The 26,438-nt window shown below is 33.5% G+C and carries 30 protein-coding genes; 15 read left to right on the top strand and 15 right to left on the bottom strand.

All coding sequences use genetic code 11. The features are described 5' to 3' along the window. The first annotated feature begins 10 nt into the window (after nt 1–10). Together EHC72_RS08895 and priA are read left to right on the top strand one after the other, a co-directional pair. Entirely contained in the window at nt 11–397 is a 387-nt protein-coding gene (locus EHC72_RS08895) for a DUF423 domain-containing protein (protein ID WP_131537331.1), read from the top strand. After that, entirely contained in the window at nt 397–2,877 is a 2,481-nt protein-coding gene (priA, locus tag EHC72_RS08900) for a replication restart helicase PriA (protein ID WP_131537332.1), read from the top strand. The genes EHC72_RS08895 and priA overlap by 1 nt, the downstream gene beginning before the upstream one ends. Here priA and EHC72_RS08905 read toward each other — a convergent pair. Next, nucleotides 2,874–3,554, bottom strand: a complete 681-nt coding sequence (locus tag EHC72_RS08905; RefSeq protein ID WP_131537333.1) for a hypothetical protein — start codon at nt 3,552–3,554, stop codon at nt 2,874–2,876. The genes priA and EHC72_RS08905 overlap by 4 nt on opposite strands. A 179-nt stretch (nt 3,555–3,733) precedes the next feature. On the opposite strand from EHC72_RS08905, the gene EHC72_RS08910 reads away from it, so the two are divergent. Further along, nucleotides 3,734–4,390, top strand: coding sequence for a protein-L-isoaspartate(D-aspartate) O-methyltransferase (locus EHC72_RS08910; RefSeq protein ID WP_131537334.1), 657 nt, complete (start codon nt 3,734–3,736; stop codon nt 4,388–4,390). A 56-nt stretch (nt 4,391–4,446) separates the two neighbouring features. Here the strand turns inward: EHC72_RS08910 and smpB are convergent, their stop codons facing one another. After that, complete coding sequence (smpB, locus tag EHC72_RS08915) at nt 4,447–4,896, bottom strand: SsrA-binding protein (RefSeq protein WP_131537335.1); 450 nt, start codon at nt 4,894–4,896, stop codon at nt 4,447–4,449. 220 nt (nt 4,897–5,116) lie between these two features. Between smpB and EHC72_RS08920 the strand changes: the two genes are divergently transcribed. Next, nucleotides 5,117–5,596 carry a TlpA family protein disulfide reductase gene (locus EHC72_RS08920; RefSeq protein WP_131537336.1) on the top strand — a complete coding sequence of 160 codons (480 nt, stop codon included), beginning with the start codon at nt 5,117–5,119 and terminating at the stop codon, nt 5,594–5,596. Between the two features lie 4 nt (nt 5,597–5,600). On the opposite strand, the gene EHC72_RS08925 is transcribed toward EHC72_RS08920, so the two are convergent. Together EHC72_RS08925 and EHC72_RS08930 are read right to left on the bottom strand one after the other, a co-directional pair. Continuing rightward, the gene (locus EHC72_RS08925) at nt 5,601–7,463 is read right to left on the bottom strand and encodes an Nramp family divalent metal transporter (RefSeq protein WP_131537337.1); all 1,863 of its coding nucleotides are present in this window, start codon (nt 7,461–7,463) and stop codon (nt 5,601–5,603) included. Continuing rightward, nucleotides 7,450–8,112, bottom strand: coding sequence for a metal-dependent transcriptional regulator (locus tag EHC72_RS08930; protein WP_131537338.1), 663 nt, complete (start codon nt 8,110–8,112; stop codon nt 7,450–7,452). Before EHC72_RS08930 ends, EHC72_RS08925 begins: the two co-directional genes overlap by 14 nt. Nucleotides 8,113–8,238: 126 nt before the next feature. On the opposite strand from EHC72_RS08930, the gene EHC72_RS08935 reads away from it, so the two are divergent. Next, nucleotides 8,239–8,709 (top strand): Lrp/AsnC family transcriptional regulator, encoded by a 471-nt coding sequence (locus EHC72_RS08935; RefSeq protein ID WP_025142637.1) that lies wholly within the window; start codon nt 8,239–8,241, stop codon nt 8,707–8,709. Here EHC72_RS08935 and EHC72_RS08940 read toward each other — a convergent pair. The 3 genes from EHC72_RS08940 to EHC72_RS08950 form a co-directional block, all read right to left on the bottom strand. Beyond that, a complete protein-coding gene (locus EHC72_RS08940; RefSeq protein WP_165585797.1) occupies nt 8,706–9,365 on the bottom strand; it encodes an alpha/beta hydrolase in 660 nt (219 codons plus the stop codon). The two genes, EHC72_RS08935 and EHC72_RS08940, sit on opposite strands and share 4 nt — an antisense overlap. Next, complete coding sequence (gene ung / locus EHC72_RS08945; protein ID WP_131537340.1) at nt 9,365–10,045, bottom strand: uracil-DNA glycosylase; 681 nt, start codon at nt 10,043–10,045, stop codon at nt 9,365–9,367. The genes EHC72_RS08940 and ung overlap by 1 nt, the downstream gene beginning before the upstream one ends. Before the next feature lie 98 nt (nt 10,046–10,143). Further along, nucleotides 10,144–10,662, bottom strand: coding sequence for a thioredoxin family protein (locus EHC72_RS08950; protein WP_131537341.1), 519 nt, complete (start codon nt 10,660–10,662; stop codon nt 10,144–10,146). A gap of 95 nt (nt 10,663–10,757) precedes the next feature. Here EHC72_RS08950 and EHC72_RS08955 point away from each other — a divergent pair, with 95 nt between their 5' ends. Next, nucleotides 10,758–11,297: a DUF2892 domain-containing protein gene (locus tag EHC72_RS08955; protein WP_131537342.1), complete on the top strand. Its 540-nt coding sequence runs from the start codon at nt 10,758–10,760 to the stop codon at nt 11,295–11,297. Between the two features lie 47 nt (nt 11,298–11,344). Here EHC72_RS08955 and EHC72_RS08960 read toward each other — a convergent pair whose 3' ends face one another. Continuing rightward, nucleotides 11,345–11,842 (bottom strand): YdeI/OmpD-associated family protein, encoded by a 498-nt coding sequence (locus tag EHC72_RS08960; protein ID WP_131537343.1) that lies wholly within the window; start codon nt 11,840–11,842, stop codon nt 11,345–11,347. Nucleotides 11,843–11,994: 152 nt separating this feature from the next. Between EHC72_RS08960 and EHC72_RS08965 the strand changes: the two genes are divergently transcribed. Next, nucleotides 11,995–12,546: a pyridoxamine 5'-phosphate oxidase family protein gene (locus EHC72_RS08965; protein ID WP_131537344.1), complete on the top strand. Its 552-nt coding sequence runs from the start codon at nt 11,995–11,997 to the stop codon at nt 12,544–12,546. A gap of 18 nt (nt 12,547–12,564) precedes the next feature. Here the strand turns inward: EHC72_RS08965 and EHC72_RS08970 are convergent, their stop codons facing one another. Together EHC72_RS08970 and lysS are read right to left on the bottom strand one after the other, a co-directional pair. After that, nucleotides 12,565–12,771, bottom strand: a complete 207-nt coding sequence (locus EHC72_RS08970; protein WP_131537345.1) for a hypothetical protein — start codon at nt 12,769–12,771, stop codon at nt 12,565–12,567. A 137-nt stretch (nt 12,772–12,908) separates the two neighbouring features. Further along, on the bottom strand, nt 12,909–14,618 hold the full coding sequence (lysS, locus tag EHC72_RS08975) for a lysine--tRNA ligase (protein WP_131537346.1): 1,710 nt from the start codon (nt 14,616–14,618) through the stop codon (nt 12,909–12,911). Nucleotides 14,619–14,856: 238 nt separating this feature from the next. Here lysS and EHC72_RS08980 point away from each other — a divergent pair, with 238 nt between their 5' ends. Then, nucleotides 14,857–15,546 (top strand): DUF2461 domain-containing protein, encoded by a 690-nt coding sequence (locus tag EHC72_RS08980; protein WP_131537347.1) that lies wholly within the window; start codon nt 14,857–14,859, stop codon nt 15,544–15,546. 62 nt (nt 15,547–15,608) lie between these two features. On the opposite strand, the gene EHC72_RS08985 is transcribed toward EHC72_RS08980, so the two are convergent. From EHC72_RS08985 to EHC72_RS09000, 4 genes are all read right to left on the bottom strand, one after another. After that, nucleotides 15,609–17,525 (bottom strand): AMP-dependent synthetase/ligase, encoded by a 1,917-nt coding sequence (locus tag EHC72_RS08985; RefSeq protein WP_131537348.1) that lies wholly within the window; start codon nt 17,523–17,525, stop codon nt 15,609–15,611. 316 nt (nt 17,526–17,841) lie between these two features. Continuing rightward, a complete protein-coding gene (locus EHC72_RS08990; protein ID WP_131537349.1) occupies nt 17,842–18,168 on the bottom strand; it encodes a HesB/IscA family protein in 327 nt (108 codons plus the stop codon). Nucleotides 18,169–18,255: 87 nt separating this feature from the next. Continuing rightward, a complete protein-coding gene (gene iscU / locus EHC72_RS08995; protein WP_131537350.1) occupies nt 18,256–18,669 on the bottom strand; it encodes a Fe-S cluster assembly scaffold IscU in 414 nt (137 codons plus the stop codon). Between the two features lie 113 nt (nt 18,670–18,782). Continuing rightward, on the bottom strand, nt 18,783–19,994 hold the full coding sequence (locus EHC72_RS09000) for an IscS subfamily cysteine desulfurase (RefSeq protein WP_131537351.1): 1,212 nt from the start codon (nt 19,992–19,994) through the stop codon (nt 18,783–18,785). 119 nt (nt 19,995–20,113) lie between these two features. On the opposite strand from EHC72_RS09000, the gene mce reads away from it, so the two are divergent. Continuing rightward, the gene (gene mce / locus EHC72_RS09005; protein ID WP_131537352.1) at nt 20,114–20,521 is read left to right on the top strand and encodes a methylmalonyl-CoA epimerase; all 408 of its coding nucleotides are present in this window, start codon (nt 20,114–20,116) and stop codon (nt 20,519–20,521) included. Nucleotides 20,522–20,555: 34 nt separating this feature from the next. After that, nucleotides 20,556–20,849, top strand: a complete 294-nt coding sequence (locus EHC72_RS09010) for a hypothetical protein (protein WP_131537353.1) — start codon at nt 20,556–20,558, stop codon at nt 20,847–20,849. A 32-nt stretch (nt 20,850–20,881) separates the two neighbouring features. Here EHC72_RS09010 and EHC72_RS09015 read toward each other — a convergent pair whose 3' ends face one another. Then, nucleotides 20,882–21,589 (bottom strand): DUF4377 domain-containing protein, encoded by a 708-nt coding sequence (locus EHC72_RS09015; RefSeq protein WP_131537354.1) that lies wholly within the window; start codon nt 21,587–21,589, stop codon nt 20,882–20,884. A 251-nt stretch (nt 21,590–21,840) separates the two neighbouring features. Here EHC72_RS09015 and EHC72_RS09020 point away from each other — a divergent pair, with 251 nt between their 5' ends. The 5 genes from EHC72_RS09020 (at nt 21,841) to EHC72_RS09040 (ending at nt 26,426) form a co-directional block, all read left to right on the top strand. Next, complete coding sequence (locus tag EHC72_RS09020) at nt 21,841–22,089, top strand: type B 50S ribosomal protein L31 (protein ID WP_131537355.1); 249 nt, start codon at nt 21,841–21,843, stop codon at nt 22,087–22,089. A gap of 72 nt (nt 22,090–22,161) precedes the next feature. Next, nucleotides 22,162–23,337 carry a GlmU family protein gene (locus EHC72_RS09025; protein ID WP_131537356.1) on the top strand — a complete coding sequence of 392 codons (1,176 nt, stop codon included), beginning with the start codon at nt 22,162–22,164 and terminating at the stop codon, nt 23,335–23,337. Between the two features lie 46 nt (nt 23,338–23,383). Further along, nucleotides 23,384–24,145, top strand: coding sequence for a triose-phosphate isomerase (gene tpiA, locus EHC72_RS09030; protein ID WP_131537357.1), 762 nt, complete (start codon nt 23,384–23,386; stop codon nt 24,143–24,145). Then, a complete protein-coding gene (prmA, locus tag EHC72_RS09035; protein WP_131537358.1) occupies nt 24,145–24,984 on the top strand; it encodes a 50S ribosomal protein L11 methyltransferase in 840 nt (279 codons plus the stop codon). The genes tpiA and prmA overlap by 1 nt, the downstream gene beginning before the upstream one ends. 89 nt (nt 24,985–25,073) lie before the next feature. Further along, nucleotides 25,074–26,426: a UDP-N-acetylmuramate--L-alanine ligase gene (locus EHC72_RS09040; RefSeq protein ID WP_131537359.1), complete on the top strand. Its 1,353-nt coding sequence runs from the start codon at nt 25,074–25,076 to the stop codon at nt 26,424–26,426. Nucleotides 26,427–26,438 lie beyond the last annotated feature (12 nt).

Consider the following 26,438-nt stretch of genomic DNA (forward strand, 5'->3'; position numbering starts at 1 on the left):
GCAAAGTTTTATGAATAAACGAATTATCCTTACTGCTTCTTTTTTTGGTGCTGTTGCTGTATTATTAGGTGCTTTTGGTGCTCACGGCTTAAAAAATCTAATAGATGCACCGTCAATAGAAATTTGGCAGAAAGGTGTAGAATACCAGTTCTATCATACATTTGCACTTTTATACCTTTCTACATTTGCCCGTTATAGAAATAAACTAATAAATATTGCATATTTCTGTTTTACTTTTGGCATTATATTATTTTCCGGTTCTTTATATTTGCTTGCCACCCGTAGCATTTTAAATCTAAGTTTTACTAATTTAATAGGTCCTGTTACACCAATAGGAGGCTTATTGTTTGTTTTAGGTTGGATAATGCTATTTTTTGCGGCAATAAAAGATAAATAATGAACACATCCGAAACCGATTTTTTTTCAGAAAGAGAAACACTTTTTGTAGAAGTTATTTTGCCGTTATCTTTAGCAAAAAACTATACTTATCGTGTACCTTTTGATTTAAATCATCAAATAGAAATAGGGAAGCGAGTTGTAGTTCAGTTTGGTAAACATAAAATTTATACTGCATTAATTAGTGGAGTAAGCACCAATCCACCAGTAGCTTACGAAGCCAAATATATTATTGATGTTATAGATGCAACGCCAGTAATTAATGCTAATCAGCTTAAATTTTGGAGCTGGATGACACAGTATTACATGTGCAATGAAGGTGATGTAATGGCCGCTGCACTCCCAGCAAGCTTAAAATTGGCTAGCGAAACCATTCTTATCCTTCGTGATGATTATAATGAAGATGCTACATTAACCGATAAGGAAGAATTGATTATTTCTACCTTAAAAAAACAGCAAAAACTAACAGTTAATGACGTATCAAAGCTTCTTGGTCAAAAAACAATTTATCCAATTATAAATCATTTGCTTGATAAAGAGTTGATTTATGTGGCGGAAGAAGTTGTTCAGAAATATAAACCATTACTAAAATCTTTTATTCTATTAAATGATTTCTATGCTGAAGAGGAGAATTTAAAACAGCTTTTCGAAATTTTAGAACGTGCGCCAAAGCAGTTGGATGCATTGCTTACCTACCTCAAATTAAACAAAACAGGAATACCAATTTCTAAACAGCAGTTACTTGATGAAAGTAATTGCGGGACAGCTGCTTTAAAAGCCCTAACAGATAAAGATGTTTTTGTTGTGATGAAACGGCCAGTTAGTAGGCTTGCCGCTCATGATGAAGAGTTTAGCGTAAATTTCACTCTAAATGATGGTCAGCAAAAGGCTTTGGGAAGTATAAATCAATTTTTCCAAGAAAAAGATGTTGTGCTTTTGCACGGTGTTACGGCATCAGGTAAAACACAGGTTTATATTAAACTTATTGAGAAAATTATACAGGAAAACGATGGACAGGTACTGTTTTTATTACCAGAAATTGCTTTAACTACTCAAATTGTTGAACGGATTAAACGCTATTTTGGAAATGCAATAGGTGTTTACCATTCTAAATTTAACAATAGTGAACGTGTAGAAATCTGGAATAAGGTTAGAAACGGTAACTATAAAGTGATTTTGGGTGCCCGCTCTGCTGTTTTTTTGCCTTTTCAGGATTTAAAATTAATTGTGGTAGATGAAGAGCATGAACCATCTTATAAGCAATATGATCCCGCACCACGCTATCAAGCCAGAGATGCTGCAATTTATCTAGGTCATTTGCATCAGGCAAAGGTAATTTTAGGTTCTGCAACGCCATCACTGGAGAGTTATTTTAATGCTTTAAATGGTAAATACGGGCTGGTAGAAATGAAAGAACGCTTTGGTGGAGTTCAACTTCCAAATCAGCAAATTGTTAGCATTTCTAAAGAAACCAAAGAAAAAAAAATGGTTTCTTATTTTACGAGTGTATTAATTAAAGACATTGATTTAGCGCTTGAAAAAAAAGAACAAATTGTTCTTTTTCAGAATAGAAGGGGATATGCAACCATTTTAATTTGTGCAACCTGTGGGTATACCCCAAAATGCGTAAACTGCGATGTAAGCTTAACTTATCATAAAAGTAGCGGTAAATTACATTGCCATTATTGTGGATATTACCAAAGTAGCGTAAATATTTGTCCAGCATGTGGATCGGTACATGTGGAGCAAAAAGGTTTTGGAACGGAGAGAATTGAAGAAGAACTTAAAATTCTTTATCCAGAGGTAACCATCGCCAGATTGGATATGGATAGTACAAGAACCAAAAATGGCTTACAACAAATTCTGAATGATTTTCAGGACAAAAAAACTGATATTTTAATTGGTACTCAAATGGTTGCCAAGGGTTTAGATTTTGATAATCTTAATCTAATTGGTGTTATCAATGCTGATACTTTACTAGGTTATCCTGACTTTAGAGCTTATGAAAGAAGCTTTCAGTTACTTGCGCAGGTTGCTGGTAGGGCAGGAAGGAGGGCCGATCAAGGGAGCGTTTGCATCCAAACTTACGATGCGGAGAATAGAATTATAAAGCAAGTAGTTAATAATGATTACTTGGGCATGTATAATGATGAAATTGCCGAAAGGGAGCGATTTTTATATCCGCCTTTCTCCAGAATGATTTTCCTTTACATAAAGCATAAAGATTCGCATGTGTTGGATCGTGCAGCTACAACGCTTGCAAATACGCTTAAAAGTAAATTCGGGCAACGTGTATTAGGTCCCGAACAGCCATTGGTAAGTCGTGTAAGGAACTTTTACATTAAGCAAATAATTATTAAGGCCGATAAGCATACCGCAATTCAAAAGGTTAAAAATGCATTAAGAGAAACCTTAACAGAGTTTAATGCAACTAAAGAATTTAAAAGCGTGCTAATCCAAATTGACGTAGATCCTTATTAATTTTTTCTGTTAAGGTTAAACTGAATCCCTGCAGATATTGGATTTAATAAAAATTCCCACTTTCTATACGTATTTACTGTTCTTGCCGCTCCATTTGGATCAGTGATATCTTGCTTCTCGTAAGAATAATAGAAATCTAGATTACTTTCTACAAAAACATTCAATTGCGAAACAACATTTACCTTTAACCCAATTGCTGGTGATAAAACTAAACCATTTTTGGTTGCATCTGCTGTTTGATTAACACTATTGATTGCTGCGTTTTTTGGAGAAACCGTTCCAGTAAAGCGGTTAGAACGGTAACCTAAATCAAAAGCAAAATAAGGCTGTATTCGTGAGTAATTAAAGTTTTTTTCGAATCCGATTTTGAATGAATAATCTGTTGATTTTCCACTTCCGATTTCACATGTAGCACAAGTATTATCAAATTTAACGTTATTACGGAAGTAGCTTGCACTAATTCTATAACTTATTTGATTATCGTTAAATTTTAATAAAAGACCGTTTGCGTAAGCATTTGTGTAATCTTGTGTATTGGTTTGGTTTAAAATTTTTGGCAATTGCATTAAACTAAAAACTCTTAATCCTACTGAATAGTTATAATCGGCACTTGTAGATTGTGCAAAGGAGCTTAACGTTATAAGTGAAATAAATAAACTTAATAGAGTTCTTTTCATGTAAAATGGTAGTTTTTTTTAAGATATCAAAAGTAAAAATAATTATTTACTAAACTTATAATTATTATTCTTATGGCTAAATTAAAGAAAATGTTTTTAGTTTTGATTTACTGTCACTTATCATATTAGAATGATTTTAGCCTTGTTTCCCCATTTAAAAAAGCTAATTTTGGCATCAAATGGCCTATAAATTTGTTGATAATTATCGTGAGCGTGGTGCAAGGAAGAAACTTGTAGAGTTATTAAAATCTCGAGGAATAGAAGATGAAAATGTACTAAAGGCAATTGGTAAAGTTCCACGTCATTTCTTTTTTGATGAAACCTTTTGGAATCAGGCTTATAAAGATATTGCCTTCCCAATAGGAGATGGACAAACCATTTCTCAACCTTATACTGTTGCTTATCAAAGTGAACTTTTGCACATTAAAAAAGGCGATAAAGTTTTAGAAATTGGAACAGGTTCAGGCTATCAAACTTGTATTTTAATGGAGCTGGGCGCAACAGTTTTTACTATCGAAAGGCAAGAAAATATCTTTAATAGAACAATTCAAGTGTTACCTGGAATGGGATATAAGCCAAGTTTTTATTGTGGCGATGGTTCTAAAGGTATTGCCGAGAAAGCGCCGTACGATAAAATTATTGTAACTGCTGGCGCACCTTTGGTTCCCGAAATATTATTGAAACAACTTAAAGTTGGTGGCATATTGGTGATCCCCGTGGGTGACGAAAATACCCAAAAAATGGTAACCGTAATTCGTGTAAGCGATACAGAATACGAAAAAATAGTTTTAGATACTTTTAGATTTGTGCCCTTAGTTGGCGATCAAGCTTGGTGAGCATATGGATAGCAGTTTTCAGTTAGTTGCTTACCAACCGAAAACTGCTAATTAATTTATCTTTTCATTGCACGGTCCAGTTCGCGTTTGCTGTCCCTATCCTTAATACTATCACGTTTATCAAACTCTTTCTTACCTTGAGCTAAAGCAATTTCCATTTTAGCGAAACCACGTTCGTTTATGAAAATGCGCAAAGGAACTATTGTATAACCTTTTTCTTCCCCTTTAACTCTTAACTTTTTAAGCTCCTTTTTTTGAAGCAACAGCGCCCGATCTCTTTTAATATCGTGATGATAAAATGAGCTATGACTGTACTCCGAAATATGCAGATTTCTTACATATAAAATATCGCCAATAAACATGCAGAAAGCATCTGTCATGTTTGCCTTTCCCTGTCTTATAGCTTTAATTTCAGTTCCTAAAAGTGCAATTCCAGCTACATATTTATCAATTAAATTGTAATCAAAATACGCTCTCTTATTTTTTATATTAATATCGTTTTTCAAAATTTATCTCTTTCTGTTAGCAGGTTTAAAGTTAACCGGCATTTAATACTAGCTAAAATAGCTGGGATGCAAATATCTTAAAAATTAATGTTATAACTATTTTTAATTAAATCATCTTGAAGATATTTAACAAGAATGTTGTTCATCTGTTTGTAAAACCTCAATTTTTATTGTTTTTTAAAGAATTAATTAAATATGTTTGAACGTAATCAATACTATAATGAAATTAAAAAACCTTCTTTTCGTCTTTGTTTTATTTGCGGCTATTCAAACAAATGCACAACAACCAGCTTTATTGCCTCAATTTTCGTTTTTTAAATTAGATGGTAAAACCTTCTCTAATAAAGATATGAAACAGGGTAAGCAAAATCTGTTTATTCTTTTTGATTGTAGTTGCGAACATTGCCAAAGAGAAGCTTACCTTTTGAAAGATAACTATGCACAATTCAAAAATGTAAATATTTACATGATTACTCTTGATGAAGCTTATATTATTCCCCAGTTTTTTAAAACATACGCACCAGGATTAGATACAAAACCTAATGTTACGGTTCTTCAAGATAAAAATAAAACCTTTATCCCAGCGTTTTTGCCCTCTAAATATCCAGCTATGTATCTTTATTCCGCAACCGGGAAACTAGTAAAATATAACAGCGGCGAAGGCGGAATTAAAACCATAATTAAGGCTATTAAAAAGTAAGTTGCTATCTGATAATAAGCACTGGAATAGTAACTTTATGTCTTACAGAATCTACTGTAGTGCCAAAAATTAAGTCTTTTAAGCCTTTATGACCATGTGCACCCATTACTAAAAGCTCCAATTCATTTTTGTTACTGATATCTGCAATGGCTTTTGCCGTACTTCCGAAACCAATAAAAGTGCTTGAATCATAGCCTAAATCTGCAAGATTACTTTTGTATTTTTCCAGATTTTCTGCGTCGCTTTGTGTTTCATGATCCATAACTTTATCTCCATGATAACGTGCAGCAGCAGTTTCTACCACATGCATTAAGTAATAGTGTGCATCTTTGCCACCCTGAATTAGGGCATGCCTAATGGTATTACGATCGTTTTTAGAAAAATCAATTGCGATACCAATTCTTTCATATTTAATTTTTTCAATATTACCAATTGACAAAGCATTGCCGTGTGGCACCATTTGTTTTTCCAGGTTTCTTTTATCCAAAATGGGATGCAAAAAAACATAAATAAGGAAAAGAACCGTTAAAATTACCGCCGGAAAAATAATTACATAAATCCACCAACCACCAGAGTTTTTTGTCCAAGTACTAATTTCTTCAATAACCAGTTTAACATTTAAGGCTATAATTCCGATAGCACTTGCCCATGCTAAAACTTTAACCCAAGTTTTAATAGCGAAATCCTTCATTAATTTCCTGTCGGAAGTAAAGTGTATTAAAGGAATAATAGCAAAACCTAATTGTAAGCTTAAAACAACCTGACTAAGCACTAATAAGCCACCCAGGGCGTCATCTCCGTAATGTAGAATTGTAAAAAATGCAGGAATAATTGCCAATAAACGGGTAATTAAACGCCTTAACCAAGGTTGGATTCTTAAACTAATATGACCTTCCATTACAATTTGCCCAGCAAGGGTACCTGTTACGGTAGAGCTTTGCCCTGCTGCAATTAAAGCAATCGCAAATAAAGTTGGGGCAATATTTCCGAATATGTTTGATAGTAATTTATGTGCATCCTGAATCTCCGCCACTTCATGCAATCCATTTTTATAAAATGCAGCTGCAGCAAGAATCAAAATGGCGGCATTAACAAAAAAAGCTAAGTTTAGGGCAACGGTTGTATCAATCAAATTAAATTTTAAAGCTTCTTTTATACCTTTATTTGTACGCTCTATTTTTCTAGTTTGCACCAAAGATGAATGCAAATAAAGATTGTGGGGCATTACCGTTGCACCAATAATTCCAATGGCGATGTATAAAGCATCTCCACTTAAAAGAGAAGGTTCAAAACCTTTAACTACCTCTTTTATGGAAGGTTCTACAATAAACATTTCAGCCAAAAAGGAAAGCCCAACAATAAAAACCATTGATACAATAAAGCCTTCCATAGCCCTCATGCCTTTATTTAAAAGAAATAATAGAAGAATGGTATCAAAAATGGTAATAGAAATTCCCCAAATTAAGGGTAAGCCAAAGAGCAGTTGTAAACCAATTGCCATTCCTATAATTTCAGCTAAATCGCAAGCAATAATTGCTGTTTGTGCTAATCCAAATAAAGGAATGTTTGCCCAGCGAGGATAAGCATGTTTTGATGCCTGAGCTAAATCCAATCCGCGTACAATGCCCAAACGGGCGCTTAAAGATTGAAGTAATAATGCAATGAGGTTGGACATTAATAAAATCCAAATAAGCTGATAACCAAACTTACTTCCTCCAGCTAAATCGGTTGCCCAGTTGCCTGGATCCATATAGCCAACGCTAATTAAATAAGCAGGCCCAATAAATGCCAATATTCTGCGCCATCCTTTTCTCTTATCCGTGGCTACGCTTTGATGGACTTCACTTAGTGATTCAGATTTTGCCATTTCCTGTTGTTAATATGTGTTTCGCCACTTCTCTGCTAATATTAATTTGTTTTTCTTCAACTATGATTTCTACAGAACCATCGAAATCCGTAACATCAGAAATTTTAATTTGTTTGCCAAGTGTTAAGCCTAGTTTTTCTAAATGCTTTAAAAATGCTGAACTATGCTGACTTACGCCTGTTATAGTGCCGCTTTCGCCAATCTTTAATTCAATCAGTTTAACAAACTGTGTTTTCGCAAAACGACCATCTTTATCTGGAATAGGATCACCATGAGGATCTGATTTTGGAAAACCTAAAAATTCATCTAAGCGCTCAATTAAACTTTCCGACTTAATGTGTTCGAGTTCTTCGGCAACATCATGCACTTCATCCCATTTGAAATTAAGCTTATCAACCAAAAAAACTTCCCACAAACGGTGTTTACGTACTATATTTATGGCTGCTTGTTTGCCTTTATCAGTTAAAGTAACGCCTTGATATTTAATGTAGTCAACTAAGCCTTTTTCTGCTAGTTTCTTAATCATATCCGTTACAGATGCGGGTTTAGTTTGAATTTGCTCTGCAATAGCGTTGGTTTGAACCGCATTTGCGCCTTCTGATAAATGATAAATTACTTTTAAATAATTCTCTTCGGTGAAGCTTTGCATTTATATGTGTCTAATTTTATTTTTAGGTAAATCTAAAAAAATAAAATTAAAATATATAAGATAAATTATGTTAAAATTTAGAATATAATTTGGTTATGTTTGTATTCTCAATACCTTTGAAACTATATGGCATCAGAATTAGATAAAATTGATTTTAAAATCTTAAGAATTCTTCAGGAAAACGGAAGAATTACCAACCTGCTTTTATCTCAGGAAATCGGTTTATCACCCGCTCCAACATTAGAACGTGTACGCAAGCTTGAAATGGCAGGCTACATTAAAAGTTATCACGCGTTAGTAGATGAAGAAAAACTTGGATTAGGTATAAAAACCTTTATTCAGATTCAGCTTGATTTTCATAAAAATAATACCATCCAAATTTTTCTGGATGAAGTAAATCAAATTAAGGAAATAACTGAATGTCATCACGTTACGGGTCAGGCAGATTTTTTATTAAAGGTGTATGTTAAGGATATTAAAGCCTACGAACGTTTAATTATGGATAAAATTAGTAAAATATCTGTGGTTAAAACTTTCCAAACGATGATGATTATGTCAACAACTAAGAAAGAACCAATTGTGCCTTTAGAGTATTAATTAATGGCTTTATAGATTAAATTATTTAGTAATGCTGAGATTTCTTCAGCATTTTGATAAACCATAAAGTGGGTTCCGTTTTTTATTTCAAAATCGGGTTCCACTTTTTTTATTGGAAATATCCTATCATTTGATCCATGGATTTGATAAAGATTTTTCGGTTTTATTTGATTCTTCCAGGGGAGAATAATACCAATTGCCCATTTTAAAAATTTTGAGTTGGTATCATCTATAATTTTATTCAATAAGTCTTTTTCTTCTTCCGTTTTAATGCCGAAATAATAATTTTGTGTTAGCTTATTTGAAGCTTTTAGAAGCGTGTGAGGGATAACATTTATTAGACCTAATTTTCCTGAAAACTTATAAAGCCACGGTAATTGAGTTTCTTTTATAACACTTGAAATAACGATTGTAACCTTTGGGTCTAAAATTTTAGCAATCTCTGTTGCAATCATTCCTCCAAAAGAAACTCCAACTATACAAAATGGATTTGCACAATCTATTTCTCTGCTCAATCTTGCCGCATAACTGTTTAAATCATCCTCTTTTAGATATTCTATCCAGTCTAAATGAATAATTTCAAATTGCTCATCCAACTTAATTTTAGAAAATATCCGTTTATCGGCACCAAGACCACTTATAAAGTAAACTTTCATTAAGCCGGTAATTGCCAATCTATAGGTGTTATGTTATTTTGAATTAACAACTGATTTGTTTTAGAGAAGTGTTTACTTCCAAAAAAACCATTATAAGCAGAAAATGGTGAAGGGTGTGCAGCCGTTAAAACGTAATGTTTTTTTTCATCAATTAAGGCTGCTTTTTGCTGTGCATATTTGCCCCAAAGTAAGAAAACCAAATGTTCCCTCTTTTGGGAAAGTGCCTTAATAATTTCGTCCGTAAAAATTTCCCAGCCCTGATTTTGATGTGATCCAGCTTCGGATGCACGCACTGTTAATGTTGCATTTAAAAGCAATACACCTTGCTCTGCCCAATGCGTTAAATTGCCATGGTTTGGCGTTTTAAAGCCTTCTATGTCAGTTTGTAACTCTTTATAAATGTTTTTCAATGAAGGTGGAACAGTCATTCCTCTTTGTACAGAAAATGATAACCCATGTGCTTGTCCCACACCATGGTAAGGATCTTGTCCCAATATTACAACCTTAACTTCATCAAATGGAGTGGTATTTAAGGCATTAAAAATGTCTGCTCCTTTCGGATAAATAACTTTATTATTTTGCTTTTCATCTTGTAAAAATGCTTTGAGCTTAATCATATAGTCTTTTTCAAACTCCTGATTTAAAACAGCTAACCAACCTGGCTCCAACGATGCAGACATATTTTTAAATGTAATTATAATAAAGTAAATGATAGTTTACAAAACTCGGTTAATGCGTCCAAATTTCATAAACTATCAAATTAAATAATCATTAATGATTATTGCTTCTTTTGTAATATTGCTAACAAATCTCCCTCAAGAGTTGTTTTAGGATGCTCAACAATTCTGCCTATTTCTTTTCCATGTTTATCGTAAACAATAAAAGTAGGTACGCTAACAATATTGAGTCCGTCTATAATTCCATTTTCAGCTTTTTTATGACCATCAACGGCTACAATATCAACGTTCTTTTCTTTGAATTGGAGACCGTCCAAAACTTTAAAGAAATTGGGTACATTAACTTTACTATCACCACACCATGTGCCTAAAACAATTTTGATTCTTTCTTTTTTAATTAACTTCTTAAGTTCAATCATGGTATTAGCTTCAGGAACATAAGCTTCGTAAAGTGGATCGTACATTTCCTTAAATTCAGGAAAAGTTGTAATTCCTTCACGAGTACAATTATTAATTAAAATATCTTTATTATGAGCTTGGTCGTGGATTTTTTTATTTACTTCTTGAGCAGAAACATTCATGGCAAGTATGATTAGGGTAATGGAGAAGAAGGTTTTCATGATTTTGAAATTTTTAATGAAATTATTGTTTTAAAATCTAATTTCTGCTATTTAAACACGATATTTGCAAAAAAAAAATAATTAGAATAAAATTTATGCCAAATATTATCAGATTAATTGCGGGGTTTGCATTATTGGGTGGCGCAGTAGCTTTATTTATTTTTGGTTTCTGGCCATGGGGTATAGTTGCCATCTTATTAGGAATAATTGTACTGGTAACTTATTTCTTTAATGAAAATATGCTTTTAGCACAATGGTTTTTACGTAAAGACAATATGCCTAAAGCAGAAATGTTTTTAAAACGCATAACCAATTACGAAACTCAGTTAATTAAAGTTCAACACGGATATTATAATTTATTAATAGGCTTAATTGAAAGCAGAAGAGCACCGATGCAAAGTGAAAAATATTTCAAAAAATCACTTGCGTTAGGTATGCATATGGATCATAATGTTGCCTTAGCAAAGTTAAGTTTAGCTGGTATTGCAATGGCTAAAAGGAATAAGAGAGAAGCAACAATGTATCTTGCAGAAGCTAAAAAAGCAGATAAAAATAAATTATTAGCAGATCAGATCAAACAAATGAAAGATCAGATGGGCATGATGGATAAGCAACAACAAGTGCGTTACCGCTAAAATATTCAAATTTTAATGAAGCCATTTCTTAATTGAAATGGCTTTTTTTATGGCCTGTCTCTGCCAATAAATCTTTCATTTCCCAAAAGAAACTGAATAGCCTTAATCACATTTCGATTTATGGATTCTTCTGTTTTTAAATTGTTAATGTATCTTATAATTTCCTTTCGAAGATAGGGGGCAAGCTGATTAAAAACTTCTTTAGCTTTTTTATTCTTACGCAAAGCCTCAACCAATTGAGGATGCATCTCGATTTCTCTTGGTTTTGGATCAAATTCTAATTCAAAGATTGCTGTGTCGCCAACATCTTTACCAACAGCCTTTCTCATTGGAGTATTGAGATATAAACGCCATTTACCAGAATATTTTATTAGCGTTTGTTGAAATGATAGACCATCTATTTTTATTACTACTGGAATTTTACCATTTTCCTTCTTTGCCTGTTTAAAAAGATACTTTAAATAAGCATCAGGAATAAAAACATACGGATTTATTCCTATAATAAATATTTCTGTACTAAATGGTTCTGGTTTTACGTGCGTCATAGTAAGAAGGTTATATTAAAGATAATCTTTTTCGTTTGAAGCTGAAAGTTGCCTATAACCATTACAAGAACAAGGTTTTATTTGCAGCTGCTTTTCAAAAAAATAAAACCAAATCTATTTTTTGAGTGTAGTGTATATAAAATCTTATACTTATGGAAACATCACAAGAAGGAAGTACAAATAATACTCAAGAAGAAAATATTAAAGATTTAGGCGGAAAAGAAGCTATTGAAAAGTTAAAAAGCTTAGCAGAAAAGGCTGAGAGTTGTTTCTTTTGTACCAATATTAAAACTGGTGTGCCTTTATCCGTAAGACCAATGGCTATCCAGGAAGTGGATGAAGATGGTAATATTTGGTTTATGAGTATGAAGGATAGCACAAAGAACGATGAAATTGCTGCTGATCCATTTACGCATTTATTGTTTCAGGCTGGAGCGCATTCTGGCTTTGTAAATATATATGGTATAGCAGAAATTAGCAGAGACCAAGCGAAGATAGATGAGTTGTGGAGCCCTTTTATTAAAACATGGTTTCAGGGTGGAAAAGATGATCCAAATATCACCTTAATTAAGGTAATTCCTTCTGAAGGCTACTATTGGGATACCAAACACGGTACTGCTGTTGCATTTTTAAAAATTGCAGCTTCAGTTATAACCGGTAAAACAATGGATGATTCTGTTGAAGGGATGTTGGATATTGATTAATTGTATGAGCGTATTTGATTATTTATCGCCTAAATAATCAAATCCCTCAAACTCTTCTCTTTTTGCCCTGCGACTAATAATGTCATCTTCATCATTGGCTTTCTTAAAGAAAAAGGCTTCGGCCTGAATTCTTTTAATTAACTGATGTACTAAAGAAAGGTCAAAAGTATCCTTGCTTAATTTAATGCAGTATTCGCTTTCTGTAATTTCTAAACTAGAGTTCATAGCAGATGTATTTTGTTAACTACTGCTGTAAATATAGAAAAGGCTTGCTAATTGTTTATTAGCAAGCCTTTTAAGTTTGTGTTATGTTTTTGTTAAGATGAAACTCCTTTTATTTCAAAATTAGGAGTGTACCTTAATTATTTATGAGATAAAAATAAACCGTCATCAGTTTTTGTAACCTTTAAGATCCCTTTTGATGTTAAAGCCTTTAAAGTAGTATCCCATTTTTTGTTACTCCAATCAGCCAGTTTTGCTTTTACATCTGATAAAAGATCTTGCGATCCTTCAGAAATTAGTGAAAATAATTCTGTTTCTTCAGCTGTCATTTCAATTTTCTTTTTCTCAGGGCGCATCTGCGGGAAGAATAAAACTTCCTGAATAGTGCTTTGATTGGTCATTAGCATCACTATACGATCGATACCGAAACCTAAACCAGAAGTAGGAGGCATACCATATTCTAAAGCACGAACAAAATCATCATCCATTGCCATTGCTTCAGCATCACCACGATCAGCTAATTTCAATTGATCTTCAAAGCGTTCTTTTTGGTCAATTGGATCGTTCAATTCAGAATAAGCATTTCCAATTTCTTTACCATTAACAAATATTTCAAAACGCTCAACCAATCCTTCTGCCGAACGGTGTTTCTTGGCAAGCGGAGTCATTTCTATTGGATAATCTGTAATAAAAGTTGGCTGAATTAAATTCGCTTCAACTTTAGCACTAAATATTTCATCAACTAATTTACCACGCCCCATGGTAGAATCGGTTTCAATATCTAAACTTTTGCACGTTTGCGTTAACTCATCCTCAGTCATTGCAGAAACATCAATTCCAGTATATTTCTGGATTGACTCATACATGGTTAATTTCTCGTAAGGACCTTCAAAATTAATATTGTTTTCACCAACTTTAACAACTGCAGAACCATTGGTTGCTATTGCAACTTTTTCCAAGCACTCTTCAACCATAGCCATCATCCAGATATAATCTTTATAGGCTACGTAAATTTCCATTGAAGTATATTCTGGGTTATGCGTACGGTCCATACCCTCGTTACGGAACATTTTACCGAATTCATAAACGCCATCAAAGCCTGCAACAATTAATCTTTTTAAATACAACTCATTCGCAATACGTAAATAAAGCGGCATATCTAAAGTATTATGGTGCGTTGCAAAAGGCCTTGCGGCAGCACCACCGTGGATAGGCTGAAGAATTGGAGTTTCCACTTCCATCCATCCTTGTTCATCAAAATAATTACGCATGCTATTAATAACCTTGCTGCGTTTGATGAAAATTTGTTTATAATCAGGGTTAACCGTTAAATCTACATAACGCATACGGTAGCGCAACTCCGGATTTGTAAAACCATCGTATACATTACCTTCATCATCACGTTTTACAATAGGTAAAGGGCGTAAAGATTTAGCTAATACCTTAAATTCGGTAACGTGAATAGAAATTTCTCCAGTTTGGGTTGTAAAAACATAACCTTTAACACCGATAAAATCACCAATATCTAAAAGTTTTTTAAATACAGTATTATATAAGGTTTTATCTTCTCCAGGGCAAAGTTCATCTCTTTTTAAATAAACTTGAATGCGACCTGTAGAATCCTGGATTTCAGCAAAAGAGGCAGCCCCCATAATGTTACGACCCATAATACGACCAGCTAAACTAACTGTCTTATAAGCCGTTTTATCCTTTTCGTAATTTGCTAAAATATCTGCAGCACTTACATTAATCTCATAAGATTCTGCTGGGTATGGCTCTATGCCTAATTGGCGTAGTTGTTTTAGCGACTCGCGTCGTAATATTTCTTGTTCTGATAATCCTATACTCATTTCGGGTATTTTTTGCAAAAGTAATGATTTTGCAATTCGTTATGTAATTATATTAACAGCAATAATTGTTTAAATGCTGATGGCTACAAAGATAAGAAAGGAAAGGGAATTACTAAATGCTTTGGTTGATATAGCAGAAAAATTTTAACTGTGTATTTGATTAAAATTGAAGTTTAATTTTTTTCAGATGGTATATTTGTTTTCAAATGAGGATAACCTCTAATTAATAAGTTTGCATATGTCTGATATAAATAAAATACAACTTTCCAGCTTTAGTTTTTTGAATTTGTTAAAGAAGAACAATGAAAGGGAATGGTTTAATGAACATAAGGCTGAATTTCAAAATGAACAAGTGCTTATAGAATCTTTTGCTCAAGCATTGTTAGATTTAATGAATACCCATGATGTAATTGAAACTTTATCAGGAAAGAAAAGCTTGTACAGGATTTATCGTGATACACGTTTTTCAAACGATAAAACACCTTATAAAACGCATTGGAGTGGAAGTTTTAAGCGTGCCAGCAAACAGAGAAGAGGTGGCTATTACTTTCATCTCGAGCCTGGAAATAGTTTTGTTGCCGGTGGCTTTTTCGGTCCATCTCCACAGGATTTAAAATTAATAAGAGAAAATATTGCTTTTGATGCTAAACCACTAAGAGATATTTTAAAGAATAAAACTTTTATAGAATCTTTTGAAACTTTAAAAGGCGAACAGTTAAAAACAACTCCAAAAGGTTTCGATGCCGATGATGAAGCTATCGATTTACTTCGTTACAAACAGTTTTTGCTGATTAAGAAATTTACAGATGAAGAAGTATTAGGCAGCGATTTCTTGAATAAATGTAATCAGGCATTTAAGAATATGCGTCCGTTCTTTGATTATATGAGCGAAATTTTAACTACTGATGCTAATGGATTAGACTTATAATCGAGTCGAAATTTATTTTATTAAAAAAGGGTCTTCACTAATGTAGTAAAGACCCTTTTTTATTATGATTCGGCTTCTATACCTTCTTCATACATATTGTTAATGGCTTCAGCATATTTCTTTTCGACTATGCGGCGCTTTACTTTCATTGTCGGAGTAATTTCACCTTCATCAATATTAAAAGGATTGCGTTTTATTTTGAAGTTTTTGATACGTTCAAATTTAGCCAGTTCGTTCGAAATCTTTTTAATGTCTTGTTCAATCCAATCTATAATTTCTTTATTTTGAATAAATGGATCGGCTTCCTCAAAGAAAGAAGGTTTTAAATTGAATGTTTCTTCCATAGTTTCCCTATTTGGGATAATAATGGCAGTAATAAATTCGCGTTTATCGCCGATTAAAAATAACTGATCTATTTTAGGGCTTTTTAAATAGATGTTTTCGACAGGAGTAGGGTAAACATTTTTACCATAAGCATTAACGATCATGTTTTTTAAACGATCTGTAATTTGGAGGTTGCCTTTATAAAAGCGACCAATATCACCGGTATGAAACCACATATCCTTGTCAATCGCTTCAGCAGTTTCAGCAGGCTTATTAAAATAACCCTTCATTACGCAATGGCCACGAACTATAATTTCACCTTCAGCACATTCAAAATCTTCCTTAAAGGTGTCGTGCGTTTGTATATTTATAATGGCTTTACTTTCTACATCCTGAATGCCGACTTCTATTCCGGGAATAACTCGGCCAACCGTTCCATAAACTTGTCTGTGGTATTCGGTTACAGACATTACCGGCGAAGTTTCTGTTAAACCAAAACCTTCTAATATTTTAATGCCTAAATCACCAAAAAACTCACCAACGTTTTTAGGAAGCGCAGCACCGCCAGAAATCATAAACTTTAAGCGCCCACCGGTTTTTTCTTTTATTTTACTGAAAACTAATTTTTCCGCAATTCCTTTTTTTGCTGATAGAATCAATCCTGGATTTTTACCAGCTTCTTTTAATACTCTGTAATTTTTACCAGTTTCTAAAGCCCATGTAAATATTTTCGCCTTAGTTCCTCCAGCCGCAGTTCCAGATTTTATTGCCTTGTCGTGGATGCGTTCTAGCAAACGTGGCACACAACTCATTACCGTAGGACGGACTTCGCCCATATTTTTTGCCAATAATTCTAAACTTTGAGCAAAAGCTATTTTACAACCTTGCGCACAGCATACATGATAGGTTGCAGTACGTTCAAATACATGAGAAAGTGGTAAGAAAGATAAAAAGGTTTCGGTTTGGTCAATTACAGGGATTTGCTGCAAGCATACTTTTACATTTTCTACAAAATTACTATGAGTAAGCATTACGCCTTTTGGCGTACCTGTAGTGCCCGAAGTATAAATTAGAGATGAAACATCGCTTGGTAAAACTAAGTTTCTGGCTTCATCTATTGCTGCTTTCTCCGCTACTGTAACCTGGTGTTTTAAAGCTAAAATATCCGAAAAACTGATTACCTCAACTTTTACATCCTCTGGTATAACAACTTTTTCGTAATCCTTAAATGCAGGAATAATATATTTTAGTTCTTTACAATTTGCCGCAACTTTTAACACTTTACGATATAAAAAGTTATTGCCAACTAAAATGGATTTAATCCCTGAGTCATTTATAATATAAGCAACTTCCTGTTCGGATAATGTTGGATATATGGAAACGTTAATGGCGCCAATTTGTTGAATTCCTTGATCGTAGTAAACATATTCAGGAGAGTTTTCGATCATTAAACCTAATCTATCGCCCTTTTTAATGTCCTTTTCAAGAAAAAATGCAGAAACTGCATCTGCTCTTTTCAAAGTATCCTCAAAAGAAATTTCAGTCCAATCGGCACCTTGTTTATGTATTAAAAAGGTTTCTTCCGGTTTATGAATGTTTTTTACAACATTGCGTAAAAGGGTAGGTACAGTTGAAAACTCGTTTATTAATGGCATGCTCGTAATAGTGTGTTCGTTATAATTAACAATTATAATGCTTTTTGGTTTAATAATGCAAAGTAGTGTAAATCATAAATTTAATTTGGTCATGATTTCATCGCATTAATCTTTATGGGAATGCTTTTAATTAATCTTTTGAATAAAACTTAGGGATGAATAGCTTTTGGAAATTATTACGATTTATAACTGTAGCGTAATTATTCGACGGGCTTGGAATGACAATTTTTGAGATTTATAATTTTCTTATTTATAAATCCCATTTAACGCAAAAAGGTTCCATAAAGATGGAACCTTTTCTATTTTGTAAAATATTTTATACAGAGAAGCTTTCGCCGCAACCGCAACTACGGCTTGCATTTGGATTAATGAAGTTAAATCCTTTTCCATTTAAGCCATCAGAGAAATCTAATTCTGTTCCAGCCAAATAAAGGAAAGATTTCATGTCAAGTGCAATTTTAATGCCTCTATCTTCGAAAAACTGATCGCCTGTTTTAGATTCGTTATCAAAATCTAAATTGTATGATAAACCTGAACAGCCTCCTCCCTTTACGGAAACACGTAAAAAATAATCAGAACCTAATTCAGAATCCTGCATTAAGTGATCAATTTTATCTTTTGCTTTATCGGTTATAGTAATCATAATAATATCAATATATTAGTATTAAGTATTAAATTTTACCAAGCCAGAGTTAATCTAATTCGGTAATTTTTATACTTGTTACTGTTATTAGTGGTGTGATTTTTCTAATACTAATGCATCTAAACCATTTTTAACGCGGTAGTCGTTAATTGCTGATTTAATTGCATCTTCTGCTAATACAGAACAGTGAATTTTAACTGGAGGTAAAGCTAATTCCTCAACTATGTCCATATTGTCGATAGCTAAAGCCTCATCAATAGTTTTTCCTTTTAACCACTCAGTAGCTAAAGATGATGATGCAATTGCAGAACCACAACCAAATGTTTTAAATTTAGCATCTGTGATTACATTATCTGCACCAACTTCAATTTGTAAGCGCATTACGTCGCCACACTCAGGTGCGCCAACTAAACCAGTACCTACATTTTTTTCGTCCTTATTTAAAGTACCCACATTACGAGGGTTATTATAATGATCAATTACTTTTTCTGAATATGCCATGTTTTCTATTTCTTAAATCTCTTTTCGGAGATGATTTGTTCATTAATTACTACTTGCCAGTTTTTAATTATCAGTTAGCAACTCAAAACTGTCTAATGTTAAATGCAAACTGACTAGTGTTCAGCCCACTCAATTTTGCTCAAATCAATTCCTTCTTTAAACATTTCCCAAAGTGGAGAAAGCTCTCTTAAGTGATTAACTGCTTTTTGAGTAATTTCAATTGCATGATCGATATCTTCATCAGTTGTAAAGCGACCTAATCCATAACGGATAGAAGAGTGTGCTAAATCATCTGATAAACCTAAGCTTTTTAATACATAAGATGGCTCTAAAGATGCTGATGTACAAGCAGAACCCGAAGATACCGCTAAATCACTCATTGCCATCATTAAACCTTCACCTTCAACATATTTGAAAGAGATATTTGCTACGTGAGGCAAACGGTGTTGTGTATTACCATTAACATAACTTTCTTCCATTTTGTTTAAAGTAGATTCTAATCTATCTCTCAAGGCTGATAAACGAGCAGATTCACTTTCCATTTCTAAACGACAAAGTTCGCAAGCTTTACCTAAACCTACAATACCTGGAACGTTTAATGTACCAGAACGCATTCCACGCTCGTGGCCACCGCCATCCATTTGTGCTGTAACTTTAACTCTTGGGTTTTTACGACGAACGTAAAGAACGCCAACACCTTTCGGACCGTACATTTTGTGTGCTGAGAAAGCCATTAAATCAATACCGTCAGTATTTACGTTAACAGGAATTTTTCCTACTGCCTGCGTAGCATCAGTCATAAACAAAGCACCATGTTTGTGTGCAATGTCTGAAATTTCTTTAATCGGTTGGATTACACCAATTTCGTTATTGCCATACATGATAGAAACCAAAATAGTTTCTGGAGTCATGGCAGCTTCTAATTCAGCTAAATCTATTAAACCATCTTCTTTAACGCCTAAATAGGTTACTCTTGCGCCGTTTTTTTCAAGGTGCTTACAAGTATCTAAAACAGCTTTGTGCTCAGTAACCGCAGTAATAATGTGGTTACCTTTTTCTTTATACATTTCAAAAACACCTTTAATTGCAAGGTTATCTGCTTCTGTAGCACCAGATGTGAAAATAATTTCTTTTTCAGTACAGCCGATTAATTTGGCTACCTGCTCACGAGCATAATCCACTCCCTCTTCTGCCACCCAGCCAAAAGCGTGATTACGGCTTGCGGCGTTTCCAAATTTCTCGGTAAAGTAAGGTAGCATTGCTTCCAGCACCCTTGGATCAAGTGGAGTAGTAGCATTATTATCTAAATATATCGGCTGTTTCATTTCAGTTACTATTATTTGTAGTACAAAGATACAAAAAAAGTTTTCTAACAATTATAAATAATAGCTATGAGGTTATAGTTAAAACCTGCATTTTTACATTCAACAAACCTTTTAAAACGATGAACAAGATAGAACATATTGGAATAGCCGTAAAAGACCTTGATAAGGCGGTTTCTATTTACGAACAATTGTTAAATACTTCTTGCTATAAAACCGAAATGGTGGCATCAGAATATGTAAATACAGCTTTTTTTAAAACTGGTGAAAACAAAGTAGAATTGCTTCAGGCTACTTCTGAGGAGAGTGCTATTGCCAAGTTTCTGGAGAAAAAAGGAGAGGGCATTCATCATATTGCCTTTGCCGTTGATGATATTTTAGCAGAAATGGAACGTTTAAAAGCTAATGGATTTGTTTTGCTCAACGAAGTACCCAAAAAAGGCGCAGATAATAAAATGGTTTGTTTCGTTCATCCTAAAAATACAAACGGTGTGTTAATTGAACTTTGCCAGGAAATAAAATGGACATAATCTAATAAGAGCTAATAAAAGTATTTTAATAAAAATGAGTAATATTCAATCTTTAATCAAAATTATAAGTAAAGACTTTGATTTAGAACAAAATTTGTCAGAAAATCAATTGCAGCAAGCAATGGTTGATGCTTTTGCCTATTTGATTGATAATGATTTCCCTAAACTGATTCAAATTTTATATAAAGCAGATGTGGATCAGTACAAATTGAAGGAGCTATTGGAGAATACCGAAGGTTTAAGCTCTGCCGAGGTGATTGCTAACGCGTATATTAATCGCCAGTTGGCTAAAATAGAAACTTGGAAAAAATATAGTAAACCAGCGTAAGCAGTTTCTCAGTTTACGCTGGTTTTTATTGTTTATTTGTCCAATGGAGCCATTCCAAACATCAATACTAACTTATTGTCTTTATAAAAGTTTAGTGTTTGATCGGCAACATCGAATTTAAAGTTATTGTTCGTTAATAGTTTTACAAATTCCCCTTCAAGTTTATTTTTCTCGTTATCTGGGCAAGCCATCATAGTACTGGCTATGTTTTTAAAAGAAATTTGATTTCCGTTTAGTTCAAAAGCACCAAAAATTCGATTGCAACCACCAGATCCACTCATTGAATTTTTATCGTTTTTAAAGGTTAAGTATGCTGTAGAGTTGTTTTGCGTAACGCCATTCATTTGAATTAGTTTCCAATTATGTTTAGTTACAAAAGTCCAGATATCAGGCTGTTTGATGAAAATTTGCGTTTTGCTAACTACCCTTTTTAATTTATATGTGTACGCAGAAGCATCAGCAGGAACATTTTTTCTTTTTGTTCTAATTACATCAATAATATATCTAAAGCCTGGTTTGTAATCAAAGCCTGTAATCTGACTATAAAAAAACTCCCAGTCTTTACTGTTTTTATACTTTACTTGATAACACGTTTGTGGAGCAACGCCGGTACAGTTGGCTAAATCCTCTTTTATTGTTAACCGGATGGTATCTGCTTTTGCAGCAATTGATATGGTTAAAAATCCAACTATCAAAAAGCCTAATTTGTACATTGATTTTAAATTTAATAATGATTTCATTTTCTTTGTGTTTTAATAAAGATGCCTAACGGATCGTTTTTCCATAACATAATCTATGCCCGATGCGCCCGTGTAGTAAATATTTTTTATTAAAAGTTGTTGATACTTGATTTTTATAAAATATTTCAATACATTTGCATCCTCTAAAATAGAGGTAGAAAGATTAATAGGAAATGTCATAAGCATTGTTGCCAGCAAATTGCAAGAATGTTCTTGATGCTTTCACATAAATAACTAAAATAATATTTCAAATGAAAAAAGATTTGCACCCAACAAGCTACAGACCAGTTGTTTTCAAAGATATGTCTAACGAATATGCTTTTTTAACAAAATCTTGTGTAGAAACTAAAGAAACTATCAAATGGGAAGATGGTAACGAGTATCCTCTTTATAAATTAGAGATCTCTCACATGTCTCACCCTTTTTATACTGGTAAAATGAAATTGGTTGATACTGCAGGACGTATCGATAAATTCAAAAACCGTTACGCTAAGAAATAATTTTAGCTACAAAAAGCATTTTTTGAAGTCCCTTTGCCAAAAGCATCGGGACTTTTTTTATTTTTGTGGCTTATGACAATCAATCTGTTTGATGATTCCAGTTGGGAATCATTACGTCCACTTACTTTTACCAGACCGGTAGCCGATTTACGAATCGGTATTTTAACCATAGCCGAGAAGTGGAGCAAATATTTAACTGCCAGTTTTGGCTTTGTTACCCAAGATTATCTTACCACAAAATATCCATCGGCAACCTCACCTGATTTTTTTATTAATGGTTCTGTTTGTCCTGATGAAGGCTTACTGGAAGCTATAACTGGATTGAAAAGTGGAGAAGCTTTAGTGCAGAAAGATTTGGTTTTGGCATATAAAACAGATTCTTCAACGGAGCATAGTTTAAACCTTGCAAAATCCCTAAAACAGATAGAATATAAATCTAAATTTGTTCGTATCGTTTATCCTGATAATATTTTTAGTTTTAATGGTGAAGAGTTGAAAAAAGACTTCGCTTTGCTTACTAAAGGGCGTATTTCAGCTAAATTGAGCGAAACTAATACCTTTTTGGGTGACGATATTTTTGTTGAGGAAGGTGTTGAAGCAGAATGCTCCATTTTTAATAGTAAGCAAGGACCAATTTATTTAGGTAAAAATAGTCAGGTTTGGGAGGGAAGCATTATTAGAGGTTCGTTTGCACTTTGCGAAGGTTCTTCTGTGAAAATGGGAGGGAAAATCTATCCAAATACAACTATCGGTCCTTTTAGTCGCGTGGGTGGCGAAATTAATAATGCTGTAATCTGGGGATATTCCTCAAAAGGACATGAAGGTTATTTAGGTAATGCCGTATTAGGTCAATGGTGTAATATTGGCGCTGATAGTAATAATTCTAACCTTAAAAATAACTATGCAGAAGTTAAGCTGTGGGATTACGAGGAACAAAGTTTCCGTAAAACAGGATTACAATTTTGTGGGTTAATTATGGCGGATCATGCTAAATGTGGCATTAATACCATGTTTAATACTGGAACTGTTGCCGGAGTAAGTGCTAATGTTTTTGGTGCAGGATTTCCTCGTAACTTTATTCCTGATTTTGCCTGGGGCGGGGCGCATGGATTTGATGTATATAGCCTCGATAAAATGTTCGAAACGGCAGAGAAAGTTTATGAAAGGCGTAATTTGCAATTCGACAAAATAGAAAGAGATATTTTAAATAAAGTATTTGAAATGACAGCAATATACCGTCATTTTTAGTTTAAATAGTAATTAAAGATTAAATAAGTAACCATAAATCATAATCATGAGAAAAAAAATAGTAGCCGGTAACTGGAAAATGAATTTAGATTATAACGAAGGTATTTCGTTATTCAGTGAAATTGTAAATATGGTTAAAGATGAACGCAAAGGCGATCAATTGGCTATTATTTGCTCACCATTTATACATTTAAACAGTTTAGTGAAATTGGGTGGTAACGATGTTAAAATTGGTGCACAAAATATTCATGATAAGGAAAGTGGTGCTTACACTGGCGAAATTTCTGCTAAAATGGTAAAATCAGTTGGTGCTGAATATGTAATTTTAGGTCACTCAGAGCGTAGACAATATTTTGCAGAAAGTAATGAATTGCTTGCAGAGAAAACGAAAATAGCTTTGGCACACGGTTTAACGCCAATTTTTTGTATTGGCGAAACTTTAGATGAACGTAACAACGGTAGTTACTACGAAGTGCTTAAAAAACAACTTGTTGAAGGTGTTTTTAGCTTAAGTGATGCAGATTTTTCTAAAATTGTAATTGCTTACGAGCCTGTTTGGGCAATTGGAACTGGTTTAACAGCTTCACCAGAGCAAGCACAAGATATTCACGCTTTTATCCGTTCGGAAATTGAAGCCAACTATGGTTTCAATATTGCAGATGATACCACTATTTTATACGGCGGAAGCTGTAATCCTGGAAATGCTGCAAGCTTATTTGCGCAAAAAGATATTGATGGTGGTTTAATTGGTGGTGCATCATTAAAATCACGTGATTTTACAGACATTATTAAAGCTTTTAACAGCTAATGCAATATATTAAAGCAATATTTACTTTCGATAATATTGAAGAATATCAGCAAGATTTGCTTATTGCAGATCTTGCTGATTTAGGTTTTGATACTTTCGAAGACAGCGATAATGGCTTTACGGCCTTTGTAATTAAGGATAATTTTGAAGAAGCTGCGTTAAAAGATGTTTTATCCGGTTATGCGGAAGATTTTAAGACAGAATATAAATTAGAAAACGTAGCCGATGAAAACTGGAATGCCGAATGGGAAAAAAACTTTAGTCCATTAATTATTGATGATGTGTGTTATGTAAGGGCAACTTTTCATGAACCACAAACATCGTATCCTTACGAGATTGTAATTGATCCTAAAATGTCCTTCGGTACAGGTCATCATCAAACCACAACCATGATGATGCAGTACATTCTTTCTGCTGATATTAAAAATAGAGTTATCCTTGATATGGGCTGCGGAACGGCGATACTAGCTATTCTTGCAGCTAAATTAGGTGCTAAAAGTTTGGTTGCTATTGATTATGATGAAGTTTGCTATGATAGTACTTTAGAAAATGCAGCACTAAATCATATTGATAATTTAACAGCGCTTTGCGGAAGTAAAGAGGTGATTCCGAATGAACTTTTCGATGTTATTTTTGCAAATATTAACCGCAATATCCTTTTAGATCAGATTCATCGTTATGCAGAAGTTCTAAAATCTGAAGGGAAAATTTTCTTTAGCGGATTTTATCTTGAACCAGATTTACAAATGATTAAAGATGAATGTGCTAAATTTAATATTGAATACATCGATCATAAACAAAATGGAGATTGGATAGCCGCTCAGTTTGAGAAGAAATAATGATTGAATTTTGAATGACTGAATGATTGAGTTTTGAAGCTACATCCATTCTCTCCTTCAAACCTTCTCTCATTCAATAATTAATTTATATGAGTGTACATTTTATTGCAATTGCCGGTAGTGCGATGCACAATTTAGCTATTGCCTTACATAAAAAAGGATTTCAGGTTACAGGTTCTGACGATGTAATTTTTGAACCAGCAAAATCCAGATTGGATAAATACGGTATTCTTCCTGCTGAGCTTGGCTGGAACGAAAGCAGAATTACAACAGATATTGATGTTATTATTTTGGGTATGCATGCCCGAATTGATAATCCTGAGTTATTAAAAGCACAAGAACTGGGCTTAAAAATTTATTCTTATCCTGAATATATTTATGAGCAAAGTAAAGATAAACTTCGCGTAGTAATAGGCGGTAGTCATGGTAAAACGACTATTACCAGCATGATTTTACATGTATTGAATTTTTATAGCCGAGATTTTGATTATTTAGTAGGTGCCCAGCTTGCGGGTTTCGAAACCATGGTTAAAGTAACAAACGAAGCACCAGTAATGATTATTGAGGGCGATGAATATTTAGCTTCGCCGATAGATAGAAGACCGAAATTTCATTTATATAAAGCTAATGTTGCTGTAATTAGTGGCATTGCCTGGGATCATATCAATGTTTTTCCAACTTATGCAGATTATACCAGTCAGTTTGATCAATTTATTAATACAATTGAGCCAAATGGGAAATTAATTTATTGCCAAGCAGACGCTGATTTAAATGAAATTGTAACGAAATCAGAAGCGCAAGTTGAAAAAATTGGTTACGCCATTCCAGAGCATGAAATTAAAAATGGAATAACCTATTTACTTCCAGACCATACTTCATTGAAAATTTTTGGCGATCATAATCTTATGAATTTAAATGCGGCTAAATTAGTTTGTGCTCAGCTTAATATTTCTGGAGTTGAATTTAATGAAGCCATTTCTTCATTTACTGGCGCAGCTAAACGTTTAGAGGTAATTTCTGCGGATGAATTTACTAATGTTTACAAAGATTTCGCACATTCTCCATCAAAGCTTAAAGCCACAATAGAAGCTGTAAAATCACAATTTACAGATCGTAAGTTGATTGCCTGTATTGAGTTGCATACTTTTAGTAGTTTAAATAAAGATTTTTTACAAGAGTATGCCGGAAGCATGGATATGGCTGATGAGGCGATCGTATTTATAGATTTGAAAAGCTTTGAGCAGAAAAGAATGGAGCCTTTTACCGAAGATGACGTGCAAAAAGCATTCTCAAATCCAAATTTGAAATTCTTTAATGATGCATCAAAACTTAAGGCTTATTTATTAGCTATAAATTATAAAAATGCTAATTTATTGATGATGAGCTCTGGTAATTATGCCGGCTTTGATTTGCCAGAATTAGCTGCAGAATTAAAAAGATAATCTGAAGTTTTA

Source organism: Pedobacter nototheniae (assembly GCF_004335085.1).
Taxonomy (GTDB): domain Bacteria; phylum Bacteroidota; class Bacteroidia; order Sphingobacteriales; family Sphingobacteriaceae; genus Pedobacter; species Pedobacter nototheniae.